This window comes from Flagellimonas aequoris, assembly GCF_003584165.1.
In the GTDB taxonomy this organism is placed as follows: domain Bacteria; phylum Bacteroidota; class Bacteroidia; order Flavobacteriales; family Flavobacteriaceae; genus Flagellimonas; species Flagellimonas aequoris.
This window is the reverse complement of sequence record NZ_QXFJ01000030.1, coordinates 79365-103202: the sequence shown is the minus strand read 5'-3', so window position 1 is coordinate 103202 and position 23838 is coordinate 79365. Positions and strand designations below refer to the sequence as shown.

The window sequence follows — 23838 nt, the reverse complement described above, 5'->3', positions numbered from 1 at the left end:
TCTTAAAGCCAAGCCAATAGCTGGTTCTCAGATACGAAATTCAAAAACTGTGTATGGAACAAAGTTAGGGGTCCGCGAGAAATCACGGATCAAGGAGTGTTTTTCGGAAGTCAGCCCAGAGATTCGGTGTCTTATCCCTAAGACGGCTTGGGGGATAGACTTCCTTTTTCCCAAAAGCCCGAACATGAAAAAAAATTTCAACGCTAATAGGCAAATGCGTCCAAACATAAGGGACCCATTCATGGATCAAACATAAACAAAAAACAAATACCGCAACTTTTTTACAGAAAAATTATTTTCAATAATAAGTAGTTGTAATTCAATGATTTACATACACACAAATCCAAGAACGTCGCTATTCAATATAGCCATATCTTTATAAAGATACTACTGAGCAATGAATAATTCCTAAAGTTTTATCTATAAAATCCCAATATGTTATCCTACCAAGGGCGGTCTATCGCTAATGAAAGGTTGGCTGTAATGCCTTCTTCCCGTAGCTTTATACAGCGCATTGGCCAATGCCCCAATAATAGGTGGCAGCGATGGTTCTCCCAATCCAGTTGGGTCAATGCCGTTGTCCACAAAGAAGGTCTCCACCTCTTTGGGCGCCTCCATATTCCTGATCAAACGGTATTTATCAAAATTGCTTTGGTTCGGTTTACCATCGGTGAAGGTCATGGCACTGAAGGTGGAATGGCCAATACCATCCACAATACCTCCCTCCACTTGGTTCTTGGCACTCAATGGGTTGATGACTATTCCGCAATCTACGGCACACCATACCTTACCTACTCTTGGGGTTCCACTGCCCTCTTCAAGATCCAATACCTGGGCCACGTAGGAATTATGGCAGTAATAGGCCGAAACCCCTCTGGATTTGCCATTGTCCGTGCCGTTCCAATCGGCTTTTTCCTTGACGAGTTTCAAAACCCCTGCATAACGTTTTGGGTCGTAATCATTCTTCTCTGGGTCTCCCACAGGATTGTTGATGGCACGATCGAACAGCTCCAAACGGAACTCGATGGGATCTTTGCCTGATGCTTCGGCAACCTCATCCATAAAAGCCTGCTCGGCTCCCGCAATAAAATTGGATCGTGGCGCCCTCCATGCCCCTGTGGTCACATTGGTCGGGAGGACATGTTTTTCTGCCAAATAATTATCGACGGCCCCAGCTGGAAACCTGTGTTCCCAAACCAAATCATCATTGGTACCGGCACCTCGCACATGCCAAGCGATCAGGTTGCCATTTTCATCCAATCCTGCTTTGTATTTTACTTTGTACGAAGGGCGATACGTTCCCTGGGTCATATCATCTTCCCTGGAATACACCAATTTGATCGGTGCGTTCATTTTTTGGGATATGACCGCTGCTTCCACGGCGAAGGTTCCGTAGAGACGACGGCCGAAGCCACCTCCCATACGGGTCATCATAATATCTATTTTCTCCGCTGGCATTCCCAATCGGGATACCAAGGTCTTTTCCAAAAATTCCGGGGTTTGGATGGGGCCCAACAGTTCTGCCTTCTCTGGCGTAACATGGGCAAAAAAGTTCATGGGCTCCATGGTATTGTGTGCCAGATAGGGAGCAGAATACGTGCTTTCCACTATCTTGGCCGCTTTCTTAAAGGCCGCGTCCACATCACCATCCTTCCTTGCGGGTTGTTCCGTAGGTTTTTCCAATAGGGCGGCCAAAGCCTCATCATGGTAAGCGGTGCTCTCCAATTTGGACGCTTCTTCCCATTCCACTTCCAAAGCTTTTTTGGCCTGCATGCACTCCCACGTGCTGTTGCCTACAATGGCCACCAATTCGGGGATTCCTCCGCCATCGGACCATTGCTTTTCAACCTCATCAGTATAGGGTTCAAAATGGAACACATCCTTTATACCTGGCATGGATTTCACCGATTCGGCGTTCATGCTTTTGTACTTCATCCCAAATGCAGGTGGGTGCACAATCATGGCTATGAGCATTCCTTCCCTCTGAACGTCCAATCCATAAAGGGGCTGACCGGTGACGATCTTGGGTCCATCCACATTTTTCTTGTCCGTACCAATGATGCTAAAGGTATTGATATCCTTAAGTTCCACTTCCTCGGGCACTTCAATAGCCGTAGCGGCTGATGCCATTTCGCCATACCCTGCGGATTTGCCACTCGCTTCGTGCATCAATTGGCCTTCCTTGGTGGTAATCTCACTTACGGGAACTTGCCAAGCCTGGGCTGCAGCTTCCTTCAACATGTGTCTAGCGGTTGCGCCCGCCATACGAAGACTTTCCCACCCTTGACGGATGGATTGGCTACCTCCCGCCAATTGACGGGTAAAAATATCGGTATTTAAAGGCGCCTGTTCAACGATGACATCTTTCCAAGCCACATCCAACTCTTCAGCTACGATCATGGGCATAGCTGTTTTTACATTCTGTCCTATCTCAGGGTTTGGCGACATAATGGTCACCAGTCCATTATCCCCTACTTTAAGGAATCCGTTCAGGTCGAACCATTCGTTGGGTAAACTGTTGACCTGTTCCGGTGTCATTTTGCATGAGGCCAACCAATTGAAGCCCAATACCAGTCCGCCACTGGCCAATCCAGTATTCCTGATAAAGGCCCGTCTTCCTATTTTTGTTTTAACTAGTGTCATGTTTTTAGGTTTTCAGATGAATTGGATTATGAGTTCGCTGCCATTTTTACGGCCTTCCTGATTCTCAGATAGGTACCACATCGGCAAATGTTGCCATTCATGGCCATCTCAATTTCTTCATCCGTTGGATTTGGATTTTTTTCCAAAAGTGATGCCGCGGTCATGATCTGACCTGCCTGACAGTACCCGCATTGGGGAACGTCCACTTCCAGCCATGCTTTTTGTACCGGATGATCGCCATTCTCAGACAATCCTTCAATAGTGGTGATGTTCTGGTTGCCTACAGAAGATACAGGCAGCATGCATGCCCGTGTTGCAGTGCCGTCCAAATGGATGGTACATGCCCCGCATTGCGCGATCCCACAACCATATTTTGTTCCGACCAAGTTCAAATGGTCCCTTAAAACCCAGAGCATTGGCGTGGTAGGATCCACATCCACCTCTTGTTCCTTTCCGTTGATGTTCAGTGTAAATAGTGCCATGATATAAAAATTCCTTTGAAGTTATGGATTTACTCTTAAAATGCATTTATAAATGTAGAGCATCCCAAAAAAATTAACATTGTTTTTACATTTTTTGAGGTTACTTAAATTTAATATAAATAACAACGTCAACACTAGCCTTGGTTAAAAGCAATTAATCTATTGGAAGTAATATGGGTTTTAAGACCAAACCCAAAAAATTCAAACAACTGATGTTTTGAGGTCGAAGAAACGGGTTTTAAGGTGCTACGAGACGTAACCGTGCAAATACCGGAAGGTGATCCGAAGGGTATCTGCAATCCTTGGAATCGCTCAAAATGGCACTTTTTAGCACCTCAACATTATTAGGAGAAACAAAGATGTAATCGATTCTCCGTTCCACAGGTTTATTGAACTCAAACCCGTTAAAGGTGCCATTGGGACCAAAGGCATTTTTTCCCACAGCGACATGGGTATCCGTCATTTCTCCCAAGATTACCTGTACTCCCGAACTATCACTTTCCAAATTGAAATCCCCGGTCAAAATAACAGGCAATCCATCAGGATTCAATTCTTTCATTTTTTTTAGGATGAGTTTGGAACTCTCTGCCCTTGCCGTTACCCCCACATGATCAAAATGCGTATTGAAGACCATGAACTTGCTCCCATCCGCCTTATTTTCAAAAAGTCCATAGGTACAGATACGGGGCAAGGCGGCATCCCATCCTTTGGATGGAACATCCGGGGTTTCGGACAGCCAAAACGTGGACTGTTTCAACACCTTCAGTTTTTTGGTGTTATAGAAAAGAGCCGAAAACTCGCCACGATCATCTCCATGATCGCGTCCTATGCCAACATAAGTATAATCTTCAAGCCCTTGGTCAATATCCTTGAGTTGATGCACCAACCCCTCTTGGGTCCCAAAAACATCCGGGGCATAAAATTGCAATTGCGAGATCAGGAATGCCTTTCGGTTGTCCCAATTGTTGGGATTGTCATTGGGATTGTCATAACGGATGTTATAGGTGATCACATCTATGGTCTGGCCATTAGCGCCTACCATCACCACAAAAAGTAATAGGGTAAAAAGTAGTTTTTTCATTGGATAGGTGTTCCTCTCAATTTTTTAAAGACTTCATAGGCTTTATCAACTTTTTCCTTCGGAGTGGTCTCAAATTCCTTTTCGGTTACTTTGTAAACAGCTTGCAAGCTATCCAATTTTTGGTGCATGTACGTTATGATATCTTTATATTCTTCATCATTGATAGCATTGTGTACTTCGTGGGGGTCCTTTTGAAGGTCATAGAACTCCCATGCATCAATATCATCATAAAAATGGATGAGTTTGTAGCGATCCGTGCGCACTCCGTACTGCCGTTTCACCATATGAAATGCCGGAAAATCATAATAATGGTAATACACGGCATTCTTGAAATCGTGTTCAGTTCCATCCAATACATGCCTAAAGGACCGACCCTGCATATCCGAAGCATATTGGGTCCCGCCTGCCAAATCCAAAAAAGTAGGGGCAAAATCAAGGTTCTGTACCATCGCATCGATTTCCGTTCCCGGTTTGATAACCCCTGGCAACTGCATCAACAAGGGCATTTTCATGGATTCCTCATACATAAACCGCTTGTCAAACCAACCGTGCTCGCCCAAATAAAATCCTTGATCGGAAGTGTACACTACCAAGGTGTTTTTGTCCAACCCTTTTTTTTCCAGATAATCCAAGATTCGTCCGACTCCTTCATCCACGGCCTTTATCGTAGCCAAATATTCTTGAAGGAACCTTTGTCCTTTCCATTCAGCCAGTTCTTTACCATGCAAATTGGCTTCCCAAAAGGCATTGTTTTTGGGAAGATAGGCTTCGTCCCAAATTTTACGTTGCTCGGGTGTCATACGATCAAAATCGATGGTCCATGGATTTTGGGCCAGTTCCGTACTTCCGGGGCCTGTACTCATCCTTAGATCGTGCCCTTCGTACATGTCTGTATAAATGGTTTGCAATTGTTCCTCGGCCGCCTGTTGGTCTACAAACTCTGGAAAATAAGTGTCCGGTAACGGAAAGGTAATGGTGTCGTAGGCATTCAAATGTCGCAGGGCCGGCATCCAATTCCTGTGTGGTGCCTTGTGGTGCACCATCAAATAAAAAGGCTGTGTGCTGTCCCGGTGCTGCAACCAATCCAGACTTTTATCGGAAATCAAATCCGTGGCATAACCTTCAACCACAGTGGTATCCCCTTCGGATATGAACTCGGGATTGTAATAGTTGCCCTGATCATTCAAAATATCCCAATAATCAAATCCTGTAGGTGCACCGTACAAATGCCACTTCCCTATAATCCCTGTCTGATACCCAAGTTCTTTCAAATATTTGGGCAAGGTTGGTTGGTTGCCATCAAACCGTTCCCCGTTCATACGAAAACCGTTGATGTGGCTTAATTTTCCAGTAAGGATCACCGCTCTACTTGGCCCACATAAAGAATTGGTACAGAAATTATTCCTGAAAATGGCCCCGTTTTTCGCAATACGGTCAATATTGGGCGTAGGAGCCAATTTACCCAATTCATGGCCATACGCACTAATGGCCTGAAAGGCATGGTCATCGGACATGATGAAAATAATGTTCGGTGGACCAGCTGCCACTTCTTCTTTTGGTTTTTCCTGTTGTTTACAGGCCGAAATCAACAATAGCAGCAGAATGGCTCTTCTCCAATACATTTTTACGGTTTTAGGTTGATGGAACAAACGTGCTAGAACAGCACTTTCCCCATCATTAATTCAATACAAACGATTTTGAAAGCTGGGCATCGGAATTGGTCCCGACAAATACTACAAACTCACCAGGCTCTGCCACAAAGTCCAATTGACTGTTGTAAAATTTCAAATCATCAGGAGACAAGGTGATGGTCACTTCCTTACTCTCCCCTTTTTTCAACAATATCTTTCGGAATCCTTTCAACTCGCGTTTTGGCGGGGTTATGCTTCTTACCACATCCCTCAAATACAACTGCACCACTTCTTCCCCATCATAGTTTCCAGTGTTGGTCACGGTTACGGTTGCCGAAATCGATTCACCCTGACCTATGCTGGCTTTATCCAATTTAAGATTGGAATATTCAAAGTTGGTATAACTCAACCCATACCCGAAAGGTAATAAAGGAGAGTTGGGGGAATCTAGGTAGTTAGATCTGAATTTTTGGAACTCGTCATTTTCAGGGGCAGGCCTACCGGTATTCTTGGCACTGTAGTAAATGGGGATTTGCCCCACATTTCTTGGCCAGGTAACCGTTAGTTTTCCAGAGGGGTTGTAATCGCCAAAAACCACATCGGCAATGGCGTTTCCAGCTTCTACCCCTGGGTGCCACACTTGAAGAATGGCCACAGGCAATCCCAATTCATCGGGGATGGTCAAAGGTCTACCGCTCATCAATACCAAGGCAACAGGTTTTCCGGTCGCCACTAAGGCACGGATCAATATTTTCTGGCTTTCGGGAATTGAAATATCGGTGCGGCTGGCCGCTTCACCTGTCATTTCCGTAGCTTCTCCCACAACGGCTACCACTACATCAGCGTTCTTTGCCAATTCCACGGCCTCGTCCACCATCACTTCTGGGGAACGCTCATCAATTTCTATCCTCGGCCCAAATACATTCACGTGTTTGGCAAATTCCTCATCATCAGAAATATTGGCACCTTTTGCATATTGAATAGTAGCATTTGGAGCCACGTTCTTGAACCCTTCCAATATGGTAACGGCCAAACTCACATCACCAGTGGGTGCCCAGGTTCCGAGCATGTTGTTTCGGCTGTCTGCCAATGGCCCTACCAAGGCAATCTTTTTATTTTTTTGAAGGGGTAAAATATTGTTTTCATTTTTCAACAGTACAAAGGAATGGGCAGCCAACGTGCGGGCCAGTGCCCTATTTTCCTTGGTTAAAATATCCTTTGCAGGACGTTTGCTGTCCAAATAACGATAGGGGTCCTCAAAAAGTCCTGAAATGTACTTGGCCTCCAAAATTCTTCTGCAGGCGTTGGTAATTGCTTCTTCGGTCACTTTTCCTTCTTCCAAGGATTTCTTCAAGGTGGTCAGGAAGCCTTCCCCTACCATATCCATATCCAACCCTGCATTCAAGGCCAAAGCTGACACTGCTTGCAAGTCACCTAAACCGTGTGGAATCATTTCGTTTAGAGAGGTGTAATCGGAAACCACAAATCCATTGAATCCCCATTTATCTCGAAGCAAATCGGTCAACAACCATTTATTTCCCGTGGCAGGAATACCATCCACATCGTTGAAAGAGCTCATGACACTGGCCACTCCTGCATCCACAGCCGCTTTGTACGGTGGCAGGTATTGGTTGAACATCTTGATTTTGCTCATATCCACAGAATGATAATCGCGACCAGCTTCTGCTGCTCCATAAAGGGCAAAGTGTTTCACACAGGCCAACATGGTATGGGCTGCGGCCAAATCATCGCCTTGATATCCTTTTATGGATGCTTCGGCAATCCTGGACCCCAAATAAGGATCCTCGCCGGCACCTTCGGCAATCCTTCCCCAACGCGGGTCGCGGGCAATATCCACCATAGGTGAAAAGTTCCAATTGATACCGTCTGCAGTGGCCTCCTTTGCTGCCATTTGGGCCGCCTGTTGTACCAAATCCATATCCCAACTGGAAGCTAATCCCAAAGGGATAGGATAGGTGGTCTTATAGCCATGGATCACATCAGAACCAATCAGCAACGGGATACCCAATCGACTTTTTTTAACGGCGAGTTCTTGGGCCACTCGTACCTTGTCTGGTCCGGCCACCCCGAAAAGGCCACCCACTTCCCCGGCCTTGATCTTGGCCTCCACATTTTTGCTCACTACTTCGCCAGTGGCCACACCTCCGCCTGGTGTCAAAAGGTTCAGCTGACCTATTTTTTCCTCCAAGGTCATTTTTTGTAAGAGTGCCTCCACTTCTGGAATCCTTTGTTGGGCACTGATAGCACCAAAGGTTAGTGCCATTACGGCGAAAAGTAATTTTTTATAGTACATGATCAGGTTGTTTTGTTGTGGTATTTATTCTGATTTGACAATGGGTGTCCGTTCCGAAATCCCATTGTTGTTAAATGCTTCAATCTGAAAATAATAGGCATCCGTTCGGTCCATTCCCGAAAAATAATATTCGTTTTTCCCATAGACCATGATACTTCCGTAGAGTTTGTCAGGAGACTTGCCAAAATAGATGACGTAGCCATCGGCCAAATCGTTCTGTTTCCATCGAAGCCATGAATTTCTGCGTTCCCCAAACTTTTTAGGGTCAGACCTTAGCACTATAAAATCTTCCACAGGTTTTGGTTTCTCTCCCGTCCCCTTTCCGAACACCCTAAAACCGCTAAGTGCAAACTTGCCCGTAGGCATTTTGATATTTTCCATTTTCAGGAATCGTGCTTTGGCCGGTTGTTTCAATTCGATATAGTCATGGGGCACATCGGTCTGGTTCTTGCTTTTATCCACCAAAAGGCTCCATTTTTTCCCATCATTGGAACTGTAAATCTTGTATTGATGATAAACTCCTTCGGATTTTCCCAGAAATTCGGCATCCTGGTCGGCATAGTTCACCTGAATAGCGTGGATGTTGGAAACTTCACCCAAATCGGTCTGAAACCACTCCCCTTTATTTCCGGTTTTGGCACTCCAATAGGTCTTCATGTCCTCATCCACCGCATAATTGGGTTGATATCCTCCTAAAGTAGAAGAAGTTTGAACGGGTTTGTTATAGTTCAACACCATCCAGCCGGTGAAAAGGCCCTTAACATGATCTGCATTTTCTTGAGGAAGATAGGTTGGGTAATCGCCATAGGCCGTATTGCAATACATCACATCCTCTTCATCAAACCCAGCCGGCCAAATCCCTATTCGGCGCTCAAAACTGTTCTTTTGGTTGATGATCATGGTGGAAACATGCCACCAATTTCCATACGTATCCTGATAAGTGGCCCCATGACCCGCTCCTCTGGCAAAACCTCCAGGCTTGTAGGAAAACGGATTGTGTTCTTGGTAGGCAAATCCATCCAAAGGTTGATCGCTAACATATACCCCATCGCCATAACCACTAAATTCGGTACCGGGTCCTCCATACTGCAAGTAGTATTTGCCGTTATGCTTGGTCATCCAAGCACCTTCCATGAAGGGTTGTAAAAAGGTATTGTCGTTATATTCCCCAAAACGTTCCCATCCATGGTCTTCAGGAACCAAGGAAATCAAGGGTTTCACATAACCTTCTGACTGCAGGGTCTTGGTGTTGATCTCTGTTCCCAAAATAGGAAACACATTACTGGAGCCCCAGTACAAATATAGTTTATCGGTATCCTCCTCATATAAAAATCCAGGATCCCAAGCCCCCACTTTTAACGAATCCACGGCAATTTCCCAATTGTCAGTGGTAGGGTCCTTGCTCTTCCATAAGGAAAAAGCGGGCCCGTGGGTAGAACCGATCAAATACAGCTCATCCTTCATCACAAAAGCTGCCGGGGCACAAAGTTCGTCGTAAACCTTGTTGCGTTCTCGAAGAAATTTTCTTGGGATAAATTTCCAATCATACATATCATCACTCCACCAATACCCCCATTGGTTGGTAGAGAAAAGAAAGTATTTGTTCTTAAAAGTGACAATCACGGGATCCGCCGTGGCCCGATGCTTGCCATGGGTGGCAAAATTGGGAATCGGGGTATACCCATAATCAATATTGATAGGATTACAATAGGTTTTTTGCTGTGCCTTGACCAACAAAGGTGATAAGGCCAAAAACACGGCACATATAGAACCTAAAAGTGCTCTTGACCCCATTTGGTTATTGATTTTGCTTTTTGTGTGAAAACAGCCATGGTAAGAGTTCTGGCTCTGCAAATGCGGGATCCCAGCTGCCGTGGTTGGCAAAATCGTAGATGGTGAACTTTGGATACGCTCCTGCCTTAAGCAAGGCCGAAACCATTTCTATGGACTGCAATGGGTTTACTACATTGTCCTGCGCCCCATGAAAAACCCACAAAGGAGTGTTTTTGGCATAACTGGAAACTGAATTGGGGTCACCTCCCCCACAAATAGGAATGGCTGCCGCGAAAGTATCCGGTTTTCTACTCAAGAGTTCGAACGTACCCATACCGCCCATGGAAAGTCCCATCAAATAAACTTGATTGCCATCGGAATATGGTTGTTGGATGGTACTGTCCAACAAATCCATTACCATTTTTAAAGGTGTAGTCGGTCCTTGGTCGTATTTGAAATTCAGATGGATAGGATAGGTGCTTCGATCCACATCCACATTGGACCAATAACTTTCTTTAGGACATTGTGGAAATATCACGATGGCCGGATACCTTTCTTGAAGGTAGTCCGTTGCGAACAATTTTCCCCCATGCACCAACTGACTTTGGTTGTCATTACCCCTTTCCCCAGCACCGTGCAAAAACAAAATGACCGGGTATTTTTCCGTTTCCTTGAAATTTTTTGGGTACATGATCCGATACCTTAAGGTATCGTTTCCTTGTACGAGCTTTTTTTCCTCATACTTGGATTGCCATTGGGCGGAAGCAAAACCGCACACCAACAGCATCAAAAGGAACACTGCCTGTTTTTTCATATCAAAATCCGAGTTTTACAAGTCCTGCTTTCACATCTTCGTTGCCCATGAACAAGTTCCAAAGTAAACCCGATCGATAATTTTCAATCATGATGATCTGAGGACCTTGGTCTATGGCCAAATAGGCCTCGGCCACCCAATAGTTATACTCGGGACTGAAGGCATCATAAAATCCAGCGGGACCTAAAAGTTTATCTTTATTTTTATAAAAATAATGCATTGCCTTCAAAGATTCTTCAGGCGTGTACGGAATTGAACTGATAGCCGCCGTTGGCGAAATGACACCCGTATCGTTGGCAGGGCTGTGGGCATTATATCCCAAGCTTCCATCATTGTTCCTAGAATAACTGGCGGTCAATCCCCAGCAATCTTCCCCATAATCCTCAAAACCTTTTGGATTGGTAACACAATAGGTGTAATTGATCTTGGAATGGTTTACGTTGACATCCCAATAATCCACATATTCATCCGAAAGGGTTTTGGGATTGAGTCCCAAATAGGAATAGTGGGCCCAGAATAAGGGTCCACCAAATTGTTCGTTACCATTATGTTTCACCAAAAGGGGAAAACCATATTGGGTATTTGCGGATTTTATCCCGCCACCAGACGCCCAACCATTAGTGTATACAGGTTTTTCAATACTGAAATCGGGTGATGCCGCTGCCAAAATGTAGGTAATCAATACCTCATTATAGCCTTTTAATTGCAGGTTGATGTCGAACCCAAAATTGGGGCTCCAATGCCAATACAAAACATTTTGGTCCTGTGTATACCAGTTCCATTCCACGCCTTTCCAGAGATCGTCCGCTTGTTGGGCCAATGCCTTTTCTGCATCGGAACCGTTTTTGAAATATTCCTTCACACAGATCAACCCTTGTGTCAGAAATGCGGTTTCCACAAGGTCCCCACCATTATCCATACTACTAAATGGGATAACGGCCCCGGTTGAGCCATTGATCCAATGGGACCAAGCTCCGTGAAAACGATCTGCATTTTCCAAAAAATCCAAAAGAGTGGTCAATCGGTCCACAGCTTCGCTTCGGGTAATGAATCCGCGTTCGATACCCACCAAAATGGCCATTAGACCAAAACCTGTACCGCCAGAGGTAACCACTTCGGCATTGAGACCTGGGTCATTGGGATGATACCGTTCCCTGGCCCCGCCAGAATTCGTTTCGGCATAATCCCAGAAGTATTTAAAGGTTTCCTCTTGAACCAAGTCTAGCAAATCACCGTCACTTATGGTAGGCACCTCGTTGGAGCCATCATCTGGAATTTCAGGTGTTGTGGGTATATAGGTATAATCGTCCCCTCCACCACATGCTATGAACAGCAGCAACAGAGTAGACAGGTATAAAGTTTTTTTAATCATCATTTTTTAAGAAGGGGGATTGAAACCCTAATTTTTTAAGTCCGTTCTGTACATCTGTATTCGCCATGAACAACTTCCAAAGTAAACCGCTTCGGTAATTTTCTATCATGACCGGTATCGGTCCTTGGTCTATGGCCAAATATCTGGGCAAATACCAATGGTTTTGCTCGCTAAAGGCATCATACGGCCCATATTTCCCGATCAAACTATCTTGTTGTGTATACAGATGTCTTAAAAATTGTTTGCTCTCCTCCGGAGTATAGGGCATGGATGATAACGCAGCGGTGGGCGAAATGACCCCCAGGTCTTCACCAGGTCTGTGCCCCGCATAACCTTTCATGGAATAACTGGAGGTCAACCCCCAGCTATCTTTCCCATAGCCTTTGTACCCTTTTGGGTTATCCAAAGCATATTTGTAATGGATCATGGCATGGTTCACGTTCAATTTCCAGTAATCGGCATATTGATCGGTCAATCCTTTTGGATCTAAGCCCAGATAGGAATAGTGCGCCCAAAACAAAGGTCCAACAGGAGCCTTATCATGTTCGTAATGGTTCAATTCTGTTTTCAGGCCATAATACACCGTGTCCTTAGCAATCTCTCCGTCCAAAGCCCATCCCTTTTCGTAAACCGATTTTTTGATGGGGTGTGTTGGTGATGAAGCCGCCAAAACATACATGATGAGACATTCGTTGTATCCTCCCACAGGAAAGTTCATTTCCCATTGATATTCCGGGCTCCAATGCCAATAGAGCACATCCTGACCACCTTTGGTGTACCAGTCCCACTCGACACCTTCCCAAAGCTCTTGAATCTTTTTTGCGAGGACTTGTTCGCGTTCGTTTCCGTCCTTAAAATATTCCTTTACAGCCAAAAGACCTTGCACCAAAAATGCCGTTTCCACCAAATCCCCACCATTGTCCTTGGGACTGAATGGCGATACTTTCCCTGTAGGTTCCATCCAGTGGGGCCAAGCTCCATGGAAGCGATCAGCCTTCTCTAAGAAGTCAACGATTTTTTCATAACGTTCCAGTGCTTGTTCACGTGAAATGAACTTGCGTTCCACCCCCACCAAAATAGCCATCAGGCCAAAACCTGAACCACCTGTGGTGATGATATCCTTATCATGGCTCGGGTAAACATTGTCCATATGGAGGCGCTCCCTTGCCAATCCTGATATGGGTTCCGCACCATCCCAGAAATATTCAAAAGTCTGGTACTGAACAGAATCCATCAACTCCTCATCAGTGTACGCTATGGTATCCTTACTTGTCCTTGATTCTTTTTCCTTTTCAGTTTTATGGCCATTGCACCCTATCAGCATGGATGCAACGGCCAATGGAATTAAAACTAACCTCATAAAAACTAACTAACTCAAATCGTTAATGCTTGTAACAGCATTATTTGTTCATGATTTCTTGAATTTCCTCTTGTGTCAAAGCTCTATCAAACAGATATAGGTCATCGATATAGCTTAAATCGGATAAATGTCCCCAACCAATGAAATTGGGAGCTCCGGATCCGACAGAAAGGATGGTACAATTGGCCCAACTAATGGTTTTACCAGTCATATCGCCCATATTGGCTACGGGTTCCCCATTGAAATAAATCTGGGTGGCCGTGTCGGTCACGGTAAAGGCAATGTGGACCCATTCACCAGCGGTCACATCAATAACCTCACCGTCATTCCAGACATCACCACCATCAGTACCCACATGCAACTTGATTCGTTGTGAAGTGGCATCTCCTTCGCGGAAAAGTCGGAAACCAGAAGTAAGATCATTGTCAGCACCGTTCATAGGTGGGCCTACTGTTAATATTCCTGCCCTATCTGGGTTGGCATCGACTTTGTACCAGAATGCCCCACTGAATTGATTGCTGAACAATCCATCTATCGGGAAGGTCAGATAGGAATCCGTGGCACCTGCATAGGCGTCACTACCTACATTGCTCTCCCCTGCAAATCCCGGAGTTCCCACAACGGTTGGTGCCAAATTGTTGTTCGCATCGATATTTGTACCATCAAAAGGCAGATATAATGTGGATCCAAAGTTTTTGGGCGTTACCTGTCCTCCATACACTTCCGCAACTTCCGAAGCGGATAAGGCCTTACTGAAAAATCTAAGGTCGTCTATGGCACTATAGTCTGAAAGATGGTCCCAATATGAGAATGTAGGGCCTCCTGCTCCAATAGTGAAGGTGTTACAACCTGTCCAATCAATTGGTGCGGACATGGCAGAACTCAATACTTCCGCTCCATTAAAATAAATGGTGCTCTTATCACTGGCAATGGTAAAGGCCACATGGACCCATTCACCAGCGGCAACATCGATCAAACCGCCATCATTCCAACTTTCGCCTGCACCTGTGCCCACATTGAGTTTGATGCGTTGCGAAGTGGCATCACCCTCTCGGAACAATCTAAATCCTTGGAAACGATCAACCTCATCATCACCAATGGTTATGATACCTGCCCTATCTGGGTTGGCATCGACCTTATACCAGAAAGCGCCACTGAACTCTGGGGTCATCAAACCTTCAGCAGGATAGTTGATATAGGAATCCAATGCTCCCATATAGGCCTGATTGCCCACTTGGCTATCATCGGTGAATCCTGGGGAGCCGACTTTTGAGGCCGCCTTACTTCCTATCAAATCGATATAATCGCCATCGAACGGCATATATAACGATTCTCCGTCGTATTGTGGCACATAAGGATTGGCTGCATTGATCATAATCTGCACATCGCTCTGTGTCAGAGCTTTGTTGAAGATGCGGAGTTCATCCAACTCACTGGCATCATAGCCATGGTCCCAATAAGAGAACGTTGGCCCGCCGGAACCGATTACCAATTCTTCACAACCTGTCCAGTCAATCGGCGCTGATAATGTTGAAGTCAACATTTCTACTCCATTAAAATAGATAGTACTTTGAGTTTGTGATATGGAAACGGCCACATGAACCCATTCCCCTGCAGTAACATCAATAACCCCTCCATCATTCCAACTTTCACCAGCACCTGTACCTACATTCAGCTTAATACGTTGTTCATCCGCATTGCCCTCGCGGAACAAACGGAAGCCTTGGAATCGGTCGGTTTCATCATCACCAACCACCAAAATACCTGCTCTATCTGGTGTGGGATCGACCTTGTACCAGAATGCGGCACTGAATTCGGTGCTTTTTAAATTATCCATGGGGAAGGTCAAATAGGAATCCGTGGCCCCCATATAGGCATCGGCCCCTAAGAAACCGCCACCTGCAAAACTTGGATTGCCCACTTCGCCGGCTTCCTCAAAACTGATGAAGTCCATATAATCCCCATTGAACGGCATGTAGAATACCTCGCCATCAAATTGAGGGCTATAAGGTGCCAATTTGGCAAAATTGACTTCCTGTGTTGTAGTCTTTCCTTCCAAATCGGTTGCGGACACCGTGACCTTGTGATCTCCGTTCCCCAATCCATTATATGTGACTTCTTCAAGTACGATCCGGTAATCCTTGAACGTGCTAAAGGAAGCTATTTGCGAACCATCCATCGATACTTTCACATTGGACACTTCTATATCATCCTTTACCTCAAACTTTATAGTAATGGATGTCTCTTCCTCAAAGGGCATCAATTCCACCCCTTCGGTCGGATATGTAATGGTTACCTGGGGGGCTGTTTCGTCCACTCCGGCATCCACCGCCGTTATTGGGTCGATCCCTTCGTTACAGGAAACAACCAGAAGACCCAAAAGGAACCATATGGATTTAACTGCGTATTTCATCTTGTGTTGTTTATTTAGTTAATGTTAATCGGTACTTCCGGATAGGGTTGGAAGTGCATCCACTTGAGCTTGTGGGTAAGGTAAAAACTGCTTGTCGGCAGAGAATGTCCTTCCATCATAGCTCAACTCGGAGAAATTGTCCAAACGAATCATATCGTAGAATCGAATACCCCACTCCATGCCCAGTTCGGCAAATTTTTCGTCCATTACATCATCCGAAGACACTCCTGAAATTGCAGGCATATTGGCTCTGGCCCTGATCAGGTTCACGGCTTGATCTGCCGTCATACCGGAGCCGGAAGCTCCACGTGTCAACGCCTCGGCATACATCAAAAGAATTTCAGCATAACGAATCACGATGAAGTTCTTGCCACCAGCGTACTGATTTCGACCATCGGTCAATTGTACGGATGGTAAGTAATGCTTTCCGCTAGCAAACAGAGCCCTTGCATAATCGTTGAAGACATCCCCATCCCTGGTCGTATTGGATACGAATGAAGGTAAGGTAGCATAGTTTGGGTCCGTTTGAAGCTCAGCAATCCCCCTATCGGTCCAAAGGACACTAGTCTCCAACCTCTCGGTCTCCCCCCTGTCCAACATAAACTTAATGAATTTCATACTGGGCTCATAGAACCCCCAACCTCCAGCGGCGTTTTCCCTTGCAGGTGTCCATCCAATAGGTCCAAAGGGATCGTAAAGGTGATAAAAAGTATCCCCTGTACTGGAACCATAATCTGAGAATTGCAGTTCCAATAAACTTTCATCACTCAACTCCCCCGGTTTTTTGAACAAGCTATAATAATCCGGGTACAAAGAGAATTTGTTGGAATTGATGATCGCCGCACTGGCATCTGCCACTCCTTGATAATCTTCCATTTCCAAATGTGCCAATGCCTTTAACGCATAGGCCGTATATCTAGTTATCCCTCCTGGAATATCGGTCCTTTCGTTGGGTCTCATGTTGGGCAGTAACGGAATCACTTCATCCATTTGATCGGAGATGAACTGCATCACATCATTTTTGGATGCCGGACCATCCGCAATTTCGGCATCAGGTTGGTTGGTCTGGATGATGAATACATCCCCCCAAACCCTGGCCAAATTAAAATGCAGCCAAGCCCTCATCACTTTGATCTCTGCAATATATTGGTCTCCTGTTGCTTTTCCTTCTTCAGAGGCAAAATCCTGGAATTTTTCAATAAGACTGATCTCGGTGTTCAAACTTACGATATCACCATAATGTATGTTCCACAGTGAGTTATACATCCAATATCCTTGGTCATATACAAAGTTGTCGGTATCGGCAAATTGTTGTTGGTCTCCCAAACCTCCTGCATTCACATCATCACCACGTACGGAAAGCAACAATGGTTCTTCCCACCCACGGGTTGCCAATACGTTATAAGCTCCCACCAACGCCTGGACCATGTCTTCTGTAGCGGAGTAATCCAGGTCATCCGCATTGAGCTGACCTTCAATGTCATTGAATTTGTCATCGCACGACTGCACAAAAAGCATGGCCATCAAGACAAATACCAATTTATATACTGGGTTTATACTATTTTTCATTTCAATTTTTTTACAGTTTAACATTAACACCTACCGTGTAGATAGCTGGTACCGGATAGGTCTGACGGTCCACACCATCTGAAACCTCAGGGTTGAATCCATTATAGTTGAACAAGGTCAATGGTCTTTCAGCGGTAAGGGTGAATTTGAAATCAGGTGCATTACCTTTTAGTTTCTCTCCTCTTAAGGTATAGGCCAATTGGATGTTCTGGATTCTGAAAAAGTCCCCATCCTCTACCCAAAAATTGCTCAGTTTTTGGTTCCAACCGTCCCTAAGACCTGCAGAAGAAGGGTAGCTGTTGCTGGTTCCCTCCCCATGCCAACGATTTTTGGCCAAATCGGCATCCATATTGGTGTCGTTGGTAAAGATGATCTCCCCGCGTTTTCTATTCAAGATCTTGTTACCACTTTGCCCGTAGAAGTTCAAGGAGAAACCAAAATCCTTATAGTTGATGCCGACATTTCCCCCATAAGTAAACTTAGGCAAGAAAGATCCTAGCACGGTCCTATCATCATCGGTAATGGATCCATCACCGTTTCTATCTTTGTAAATCAAATACCCGGGTTGAATGTCCTGGCCATCAGCTATAGCACTCTGGGCGGTTGGATCGGCATCTATCTGTGCCTGATTCTGATAAACCCCTGTAGTCTCGTAGCCGTAGAAGGCATACAAAGGTTCCCCTACAATAGTTCTTTGACGGAACTCTGCCGAACCAGAATCTATATAGCCCTTAGGATCTTCTAGTTCCAAGATCTCATTTTTTACTGTGGTAAAGTTGGCCCCAACCGTGTAATTGAAATCCGGGGAAATATCGTTGCTCCAATTCAAGGCAACCTCTACACCTGAGTTCCTGATCACACCGGAGTTCCTGCTCACCGTAACGTTGGCAATAGGGATGTACACTGGCATAATGGCATTTTTGGTATCCCTGATATAGTAGTCCGCTTCTAAGGACAACCTATTGTTAAAGGTCCTCATGTTGATACCAAAATCTGTTTCCTCAACAACTTCCCATGTAAGATCCGTATAGGTGCTGGTAGCCGTAATACCGGTTACAGGCGAATCGCCTAAGTCCACAGTGGTATTACTAATGGTATTGGCACCTGCACTGGCCGCTACATTATCATTACCCAAACGTCCCCATGCAGCCCTCAACTTCAAGAAGTCGAAAATATTGTTATTTTTCATAAAGGGCTCCTGGGAAATCACCCAACCTGCACCCACGGAAGGGAAGTAACCCCACTGTTCTTGGGTGAACTTGGAGGATCTATCCGCCCTAAACGTACCATAGAGAAGATATCTGTCCTTATAGTTGTATGACAATCGGCCAAAGTAAGACTGTCCGTAAATCCTTTTGTTCTCTTCTTCCACATTGTTGTTGAAAGACAAGGGATCGGCAAAATCCAAATAACGGGAGGTATCATAATCGATTCCTACAATATCGCTACCTGTTGCCTCAAACCTGTTCGCGGCCTCATCCCTATAAGATGCTCCACCCATGATGGTGACATTATGGTCTTCCGCAAAAGTGTCGTTATAAGTAAGGATATTGTCCCAAATTTGGTTGTAGTAGTTGTTCTGCTTTCTATTGATAGATGAAATGCGTTGGTCTCCATATCCCATGTTATAAGGAAGGTTCACGTAGCGTTCCTCCAAAGCAGAATAGTCTACATTATAGGTGGTTTTGAACGTCAGTTTGTCCTTAATCAGGTCAGTCTGCAAGTAAATGTTAGCCAGCAACTTGCGTATTTTCAACCTGTTTTCGTTGTATTCCATATCCGGGAAAGGGTTTTGGGTTCCCCTGTAGCCCAAAGCTTGGGCGTTGGCATATTGAATAGGAGTTGCATCCGTGTTCAGTTCATCAAATACCGGAAGAATGGGCACCGCAAAATACGCTTTGAACCATGCGGAGTCTTCCGGGGTGTATTGTGTGGCATTACTGAAGACCGTATTTACACCAACCTTCACATTATCCAAAACATCAATATCCAGTTTTGATCTAATATTGAACCTTTCGTACTCGTTCTTCATATCGAGCAATCCTTCTTGGGAGAAATAGTTGGTTCCCATGGAATAGGAAACATTGTCTGTTCCCCCCATTACACTCAAGCTATGGTTTTGGATCAACCCATCGCGTATGATCTCATCGTACCAATCGGTGTTCACCGCAGGAACATTGGGGTTGATACGACTCCTACCATATCGCTGCATGGCATTGAGTACAAACTGTACATCCGCAGTGGAACCTGATTCCACCGCCATGGTCACAAATTGCTCGGCATTCGCCATCTTCAACACATTCTGTGCTCGTTGTACCCCAGTATATCCATTATATTCAATCTGCGGTTTCCTGTTTTTACCCCCAGACTTGGTCTCAATAATGATAACCCCATTGGCAGCCCTTACCCCATAGATAGCCGAGGAAGAGGCATCCTTCAATACGTTCATCGATTTAATATCGTTGGGGTTCAAAAAGTCGATGTTGCTATAGAACATCCCATCCACAACATATAATATGTTGGTGGCATTTGAATAAGTACCCAGACCACGTACTCTAACCGTTGGTGAAGCGCCAGGCGAACCTGTGGTAACAATCTGTACACCCGCTACTTTTCCCTGAAGGGATTGAACGGGGTTGGCCGATGGTGTCTTTTCGATTTGCTCCGAATCAACGGTCACAATCGAACCTGTAAGGTCCGCTTTCTTCTGCGTACCGTAACCTACAACCACCACTTCATCCAAGCTTTGGGTGTCCTGTTGTAAGGTTACCTCAATAGTCGCTCGATTATTAATAGGCACCTCCTGGGTTGTAAATCCGATGTAACTGAACACCAGAATTCCATCTCCGGGCACATTGTCCAAAGTATAATTTCCATCAAAATCAGTCTGGATACCTGTAGTAGTACCTTTTAAAACGACGTTGGCACCAGGCAACGGCTGCCCCTGATCATCGTACACCGTTCCCGAAATCGTTGTATTGTTTTGTGCGAAAAGTACCGCCTGAAACAACAAGAACGAGATTAGCAATAGTTTGCTTTTAATTTTCATAATTGTGCAAAAATAGAGTTAGATTTTTACTAAATTAATAAAGAGGCAAGTATCTGGGCTCCAGACCGAATACATAATAAATACATCATTCCACCACCTTCTGAAAAGCCTTATTTCACCGTATTTGCAGTAGTATCCATCGCTTTGATGTAAAAAAAATTAACATAGTGATGTAGTGATGATGTAATGTGACTAGATCCCTAATCAGGCCCTACGCTTGGGCTTCTCAAATCTAAAAAGTGATCAGGAAGTTGGAAAGGTTTTCAGTACTGTCAATTTCAAGCTTTTTTCTGAGCCTGTAGCGATGTATTTCCACACCCCTTACCGAAATGGCCATAAGTGGAGCAATTTCTTTGGTGGAAAGATTCATTTTAAGATAAGCACAAAGTTTAAGGTCCTTGGGGGTCAAGGATGGATATGCTTTTAAAAGCCGTTCAAAGAAATCTTCGTGAAGCTCTTTGAAATTAACCTCGAACCGTTTCCAATCCTCGGTGTCCTCTATGGAATTGTTCAGCTTTTTGATGAAAGCCCTGTAGCGTTGTGAATTGGAGAACTTATCCTTGTTCACCAATAGCATATTCTTCAGTTCCAGGATCATTTCATTCTTTTTAGCAATATTGAGGGTGGTACTGGCCAATTCGTTCTGTTTTAACCGGACTTCTTTGGCCAATTCCTCTTTTTCCAGTTTGGCCATACGTTCCCGTTGTTCTTTTTCCATTTGCTCCTGAAGTTCCATTTGCTTGCGAAGCAGTTTTTTGCGGTTGTAACGTCTTACCATCAAAATTACCAAAACCCCCAACGCTGCATAGAGCAATAAACTTGCCCATGAAAAATACCAGGGTGGAGCTATGGTGAACTCCAGAACACTGGCCTCTGACAGTTCATTGCCCATACCCACTGTATGTACTCTAAAAATATAGTCACCAAAAGGAAGGTTCTGGAAATTGATAAACCCATTCTCAACGTATTCTGAATATTGCTTTGGGCCGCTCAATTCAAAAAAGAAATGAGGCGAAATGTACTGTGGGGATGCAACTTCTATGGTAAGGGATTGTGAAAACCGGTTCGGAACCTCAATTTCTTGTGCTTTGGCCGGATAGGTGTTCCTTTGGTCCTTCAATACGATCAAATCGGGAGCTGGCAGCTCTTGTTCTTCGGTCTCATCCTCCAGCTTTTCATTATTGATCTTTGCGAATCCATCCGTCAGTGTAATATAAGAAGTACTATCGTTTACTTTGATCACACTTTGGGAATCCGGCGCCAATCTTTCCCTTAAGGGAACATCGGCAATGACCAAACTATCTCCTTTTAAATTGGTATGGATGATGGCTTTTTCATTTTCCGAATCCACGAACCAATAATAGTCCTCATCAAAGAACAAAAGTTCCTTGTTCCTATAGTTCTTGAACTCTTCAAACGGGACAATGGTATCGCCAATGGGATTGTATCGGAACCAATTGCCCTCACTATTGAGCACAATATGGTTTTTGATGTTGTATATCTTTATATTGTATTCGCTCGGCGCGTTTTCTTGATCAAACTGTTGAATGCTGCTTACGTTGTCATAGGTGTCATCAAAATGGATTCTGTAATATCCTTTATACGGATGGGCCACCCATAAGATGTTCGGCGTTTCAAAACACAATTGTTTTACCGGGAAATCCAATCCTTGGATCTTTTGGATCCTCCACTCCCCATTATCCAACTTTTCAAATTTTGCCAATCCATTGTAAGTGCCTTGAACATAGGTGGATTCATGGTCTGGCACTTTGATAATCTCATAACCTCCGGCAATATTACTTATTTGTTGAAAACTATTTTCGGTAACCTTATATGTTCCTGTATTATGGCCGCAGAGCAAATCCCCTTCCAATTCTACCAAATCCCAAACATGGTCTTGAGAACCGTTTACGAACCGTAGCAAGCCGCCATCAAAATAGAAAACCCCTGTATTACTCCCTAAATACAACCTTCCCTTATAGTTTGCCACATCATAGACCATACCCAAGGTCCCGGAATAATCTGTATAATAGGTAATCGGGTTGTGGAGTTTTACACGGGCAATCCCATTGTCCAACCCCAGCCACAACTGGTCGTTGAACAACAATATGGACAGCACGGTGTTGTTTTCCAATCCCGTTTCCCGGTTAAGCACCTGATAGTTCTTTGTTTTTGTATTGTAGAGATAAATCCCATTTTTAATAGATCCAAAACCAATTTGGTCTTTGCCCAATAGGGATATTTTGTTCAATTGGTGCAGTTTGAGCTCGTTATTGATCTTACCGTCCCAGGGCTGTATCCTTTCTCCATCGAACAGATAGCATCCGTTCAATTTGGTACCCACCAGCAATTTTCCTTGAAAAACGACCATATCGGTCACGGTTTTTCCCAATAGAGGCTCTTGATCGGGAAGTGGTACCAATTCCTTATCCTTTACCTCAAAAAGTCCTAAGGAACCCCCGGCAACTATCAATTTATCATTATACTCGATGATGTCGGAAACCACATGTGGTGGATCCACCACAACGATTTTATCACCTTTGTAACAATATACCGCAGAGAAGGAGCGGAACAGTACGTTCCCATCTTTTGAAGGGTAAATTTCCCAAAATTCCTCGCTGGTAAAGGTGTGGTCCTTGATCAAATAGGTAAGCGAAGTATAGTCCAGTTCCCCTATATCGTTCTTGGTCCAATACCCAAACTCTTCGTAAGATCCCGTGTATACCCTGTCTCCAATACATTCCACGGACCTTATAATGGTATTATTTGGCAATTTGTTGAGGGTCCATTGCTCGCCATTGTAATAGAGCAATCCCTTGTTGTTGGCCACGAACAACTCCCCATTGTCATTGGCCGAAACATCCCAATTTTTACTAGCCCCCTTATATTCCGACAACTTATAATTATAGATGGGTGGTAACAGGTTTTGACCAAAAATGAATATAGGGACAAAAAATAGTATAATCCTAACGAGCTTATTGAGCATTATGTTCTGTTTAGCCTTAGGTCAAAGGTCTTTTGTTTCATTTAATATACAAAACTAACCATATTGCAATACATCTTTTTCTTTGGATAAAACAGAAAGCTTTGTGCCTAAAAACCTAACACCTATCATAAAATTGATGTGGAAGTTTGGTTTTTATTAACCCAATGCATTGTCATCGGGCATCAAATTTACTTTTCCCTAACCTTTCTTAATCCTTCCACAACCTGTTTACCTTTTTCATAATGCTTCTTGGCCAAACCTTAATCCCAATTGGTATTCCATACAACTATTTTAGCCTCGAAAGATTTTTCACGCAAACTAAATTTCCCCCAAAAAACTGATTGTTAAACA

At 44.4% G+C, this 23838-nt stretch carries 13 protein-coding genes; all 13 read right to left on the bottom strand.

The features are described from left to right. Positions 1-438 precede the first annotated feature (438 nt). The gene (locus D2U88_RS13825; RefSeq protein WP_119641143.1) at positions 439-2643 is read right to left on the bottom strand and encodes a xanthine dehydrogenase family protein molybdopterin-binding subunit; all 2205 of its coding nucleotides are present in this window, start codon (positions 2641-2643) and stop codon (positions 439-441) included. A 26-nt stretch (positions 2644-2669) separates the two neighbouring features. Continuing rightward, a complete protein-coding gene (locus D2U88_RS13820) occupies positions 2670-3125 on the bottom strand; it encodes a (2Fe-2S)-binding protein (protein ID WP_119641142.1) in 456 nt (151 codons plus the stop codon). A gap of 238 nt (positions 3126-3363) precedes the next feature. Then, positions 3364-4206, bottom strand: coding sequence for an endonuclease/exonuclease/phosphatase family protein (locus D2U88_RS13815; RefSeq protein WP_119641141.1), 843 nt, complete (start codon positions 4204-4206; stop codon positions 3364-3366). Then, a complete protein-coding gene (locus tag D2U88_RS13810; protein WP_119641140.1) occupies positions 4203-5828 on the bottom strand; it encodes a sulfatase family protein in 1626 nt (541 codons plus the stop codon). Before D2U88_RS13810 ends, D2U88_RS13815 begins: the two co-directional genes overlap by 4 nt. A 55-nt stretch (positions 5829-5883) precedes the next feature. Next, positions 5884-8151 carry a beta-glucosidase BglX gene (bglX, locus tag D2U88_RS13805; protein ID WP_119641139.1) on the bottom strand — a complete coding sequence of 756 codons (2268 nt, stop codon included), beginning with the start codon at positions 8149-8151 and terminating at the stop codon, positions 5884-5886. Between the two features lie 24 nt (positions 8152-8175). Beyond that, positions 8176-9945, bottom strand: a complete 1770-nt coding sequence (locus tag D2U88_RS13800; RefSeq protein ID WP_119641138.1) for a discoidin domain-containing protein — start codon at positions 9943-9945, stop codon at positions 8176-8178. Positions 9946-9949: 4 nt separating this feature from the next. Beyond that, complete coding sequence (locus D2U88_RS13795) at positions 9950-10738, bottom strand: carboxylesterase family protein (protein ID WP_119641137.1); 789 nt, start codon at positions 10736-10738, stop codon at positions 9950-9952. Position 10739: 1 nt separating this feature from the next. After that, complete coding sequence (locus D2U88_RS13790; RefSeq protein WP_182859187.1) at positions 10740-12113, bottom strand: glucoamylase family protein; 1374 nt, start codon at positions 12111-12113, stop codon at positions 10740-10742. Beyond that, entirely contained in the window at positions 12103-13470 is a 1368-nt protein-coding gene (locus D2U88_RS13785) for a glucoamylase family protein (protein WP_119641136.1), read from the bottom strand. Before D2U88_RS13785 ends, D2U88_RS13790 begins: the two co-directional genes overlap by 11 nt. Positions 13471-13510: 40 nt before the next feature. After that, a complete protein-coding gene (locus D2U88_RS13780) occupies positions 13511-15883 on the bottom strand; it encodes a LamG-like jellyroll fold domain-containing protein (protein WP_119641135.1) in 2373 nt (790 codons plus the stop codon). 24 nt (positions 15884-15907) lie between these two features. After that, positions 15908-17452 carry a RagB/SusD family nutrient uptake outer membrane protein gene (locus D2U88_RS13775; protein WP_119641134.1) on the bottom strand — a complete coding sequence of 515 codons (1545 nt, stop codon included), beginning with the start codon at positions 17450-17452 and terminating at the stop codon, positions 15908-15910. 10 nt (positions 17453-17462) lie between these two features. After that, positions 17463-20501 carry a SusC/RagA family TonB-linked outer membrane protein gene (locus D2U88_RS13770; RefSeq protein WP_119641133.1) on the bottom strand — a complete coding sequence of 1013 codons (3039 nt, stop codon included), beginning with the start codon at positions 20499-20501 and terminating at the stop codon, positions 17463-17465. Positions 20502-20733: 232 nt separating this feature from the next. Further along, positions 20734-23487, bottom strand: coding sequence for a LuxR C-terminal-related transcriptional regulator (locus tag D2U88_RS13765; protein WP_119641132.1), 2754 nt, complete (start codon positions 23485-23487; stop codon positions 20734-20736). Positions 23488-23838 lie beyond the last annotated feature (351 nt).

Bases quoted from the DNA above. Each gene is read 5' to 3' on its own strand.
- D2U88_RS13795 (WP_119641137.1), bottom strand. From the start codon at position 10,738: ATGAAAAAACAGGCAGTGTTCCTTTTGATGCTGTTGGTGTGCGGTTTT.
- D2U88_RS13800 (WP_119641138.1), bottom strand. From the start codon at position 9,945: ATGGGGTCAAGAGCACTTTTAGGTTCTATATGTGCCGTGTTTTTGGCC.
- D2U88_RS13825 (WP_119641143.1), bottom strand. From the start codon at position 2,643: ATGACACTAGTTAAAACAAAAATAGGAAGACGGGCCTTTATCAGGAAT.
- D2U88_RS13785 (WP_119641136.1), bottom strand. From the start codon at position 13,470: ATGAGGTTAGTTTTAATTCCATTGGCCGTTGCATCCATGCTGATAGGG.
- D2U88_RS13770 (WP_119641133.1), bottom strand. From the start codon at position 20,501: ATGAAAATTAAAAGCAAACTATTGCTAATCTCGTTCTTGTTGTTTCAG.
- bglX (WP_119641139.1), bottom strand. From the start codon at position 8,151: ATGTACTATAAAAAATTACTTTTCGCCGTAATGGCACTAACCTTTGGT.
- D2U88_RS13790 (WP_182859187.1), bottom strand. From the start codon at position 12,113: ATGATGATTAAAAAAACTTTATACCTGTCTACTCTGTTGCTGCTGTTC.
- D2U88_RS13765 (WP_119641132.1), bottom strand. From the start codon at position 23,487: ATGCTCAATAAGCTCGTTAGGATTATACTATTTTTTGTCCCTATATTC.
- D2U88_RS13810 (WP_119641140.1), bottom strand. From the start codon at position 5,828: ATGTATTGGAGAAGAGCCATTCTGCTGCTATTGTTGATTTCGGCCTGT.
- D2U88_RS13815 (WP_119641141.1), bottom strand. From the start codon at position 4,206: ATGAAAAAACTACTTTTTACCCTATTACTTTTTGTGGTGATGGTAGGC.
- D2U88_RS13775 (WP_119641134.1), bottom strand. From the start codon at position 17,452: ATGAAAAATAGTATAAACCCAGTATATAAATTGGTATTTGTCTTGATG.
- D2U88_RS13780 (WP_119641135.1), bottom strand. From the start codon at position 15,883: ATGAAATACGCAGTTAAATCCATATGGTTCCTTTTGGGTCTTCTGGTT.
- D2U88_RS13820 (WP_119641142.1), bottom strand. From the start codon at position 3,125: ATGGCACTATTTACACTGAACATCAACGGAAAGGAACAAGAGGTGGAT.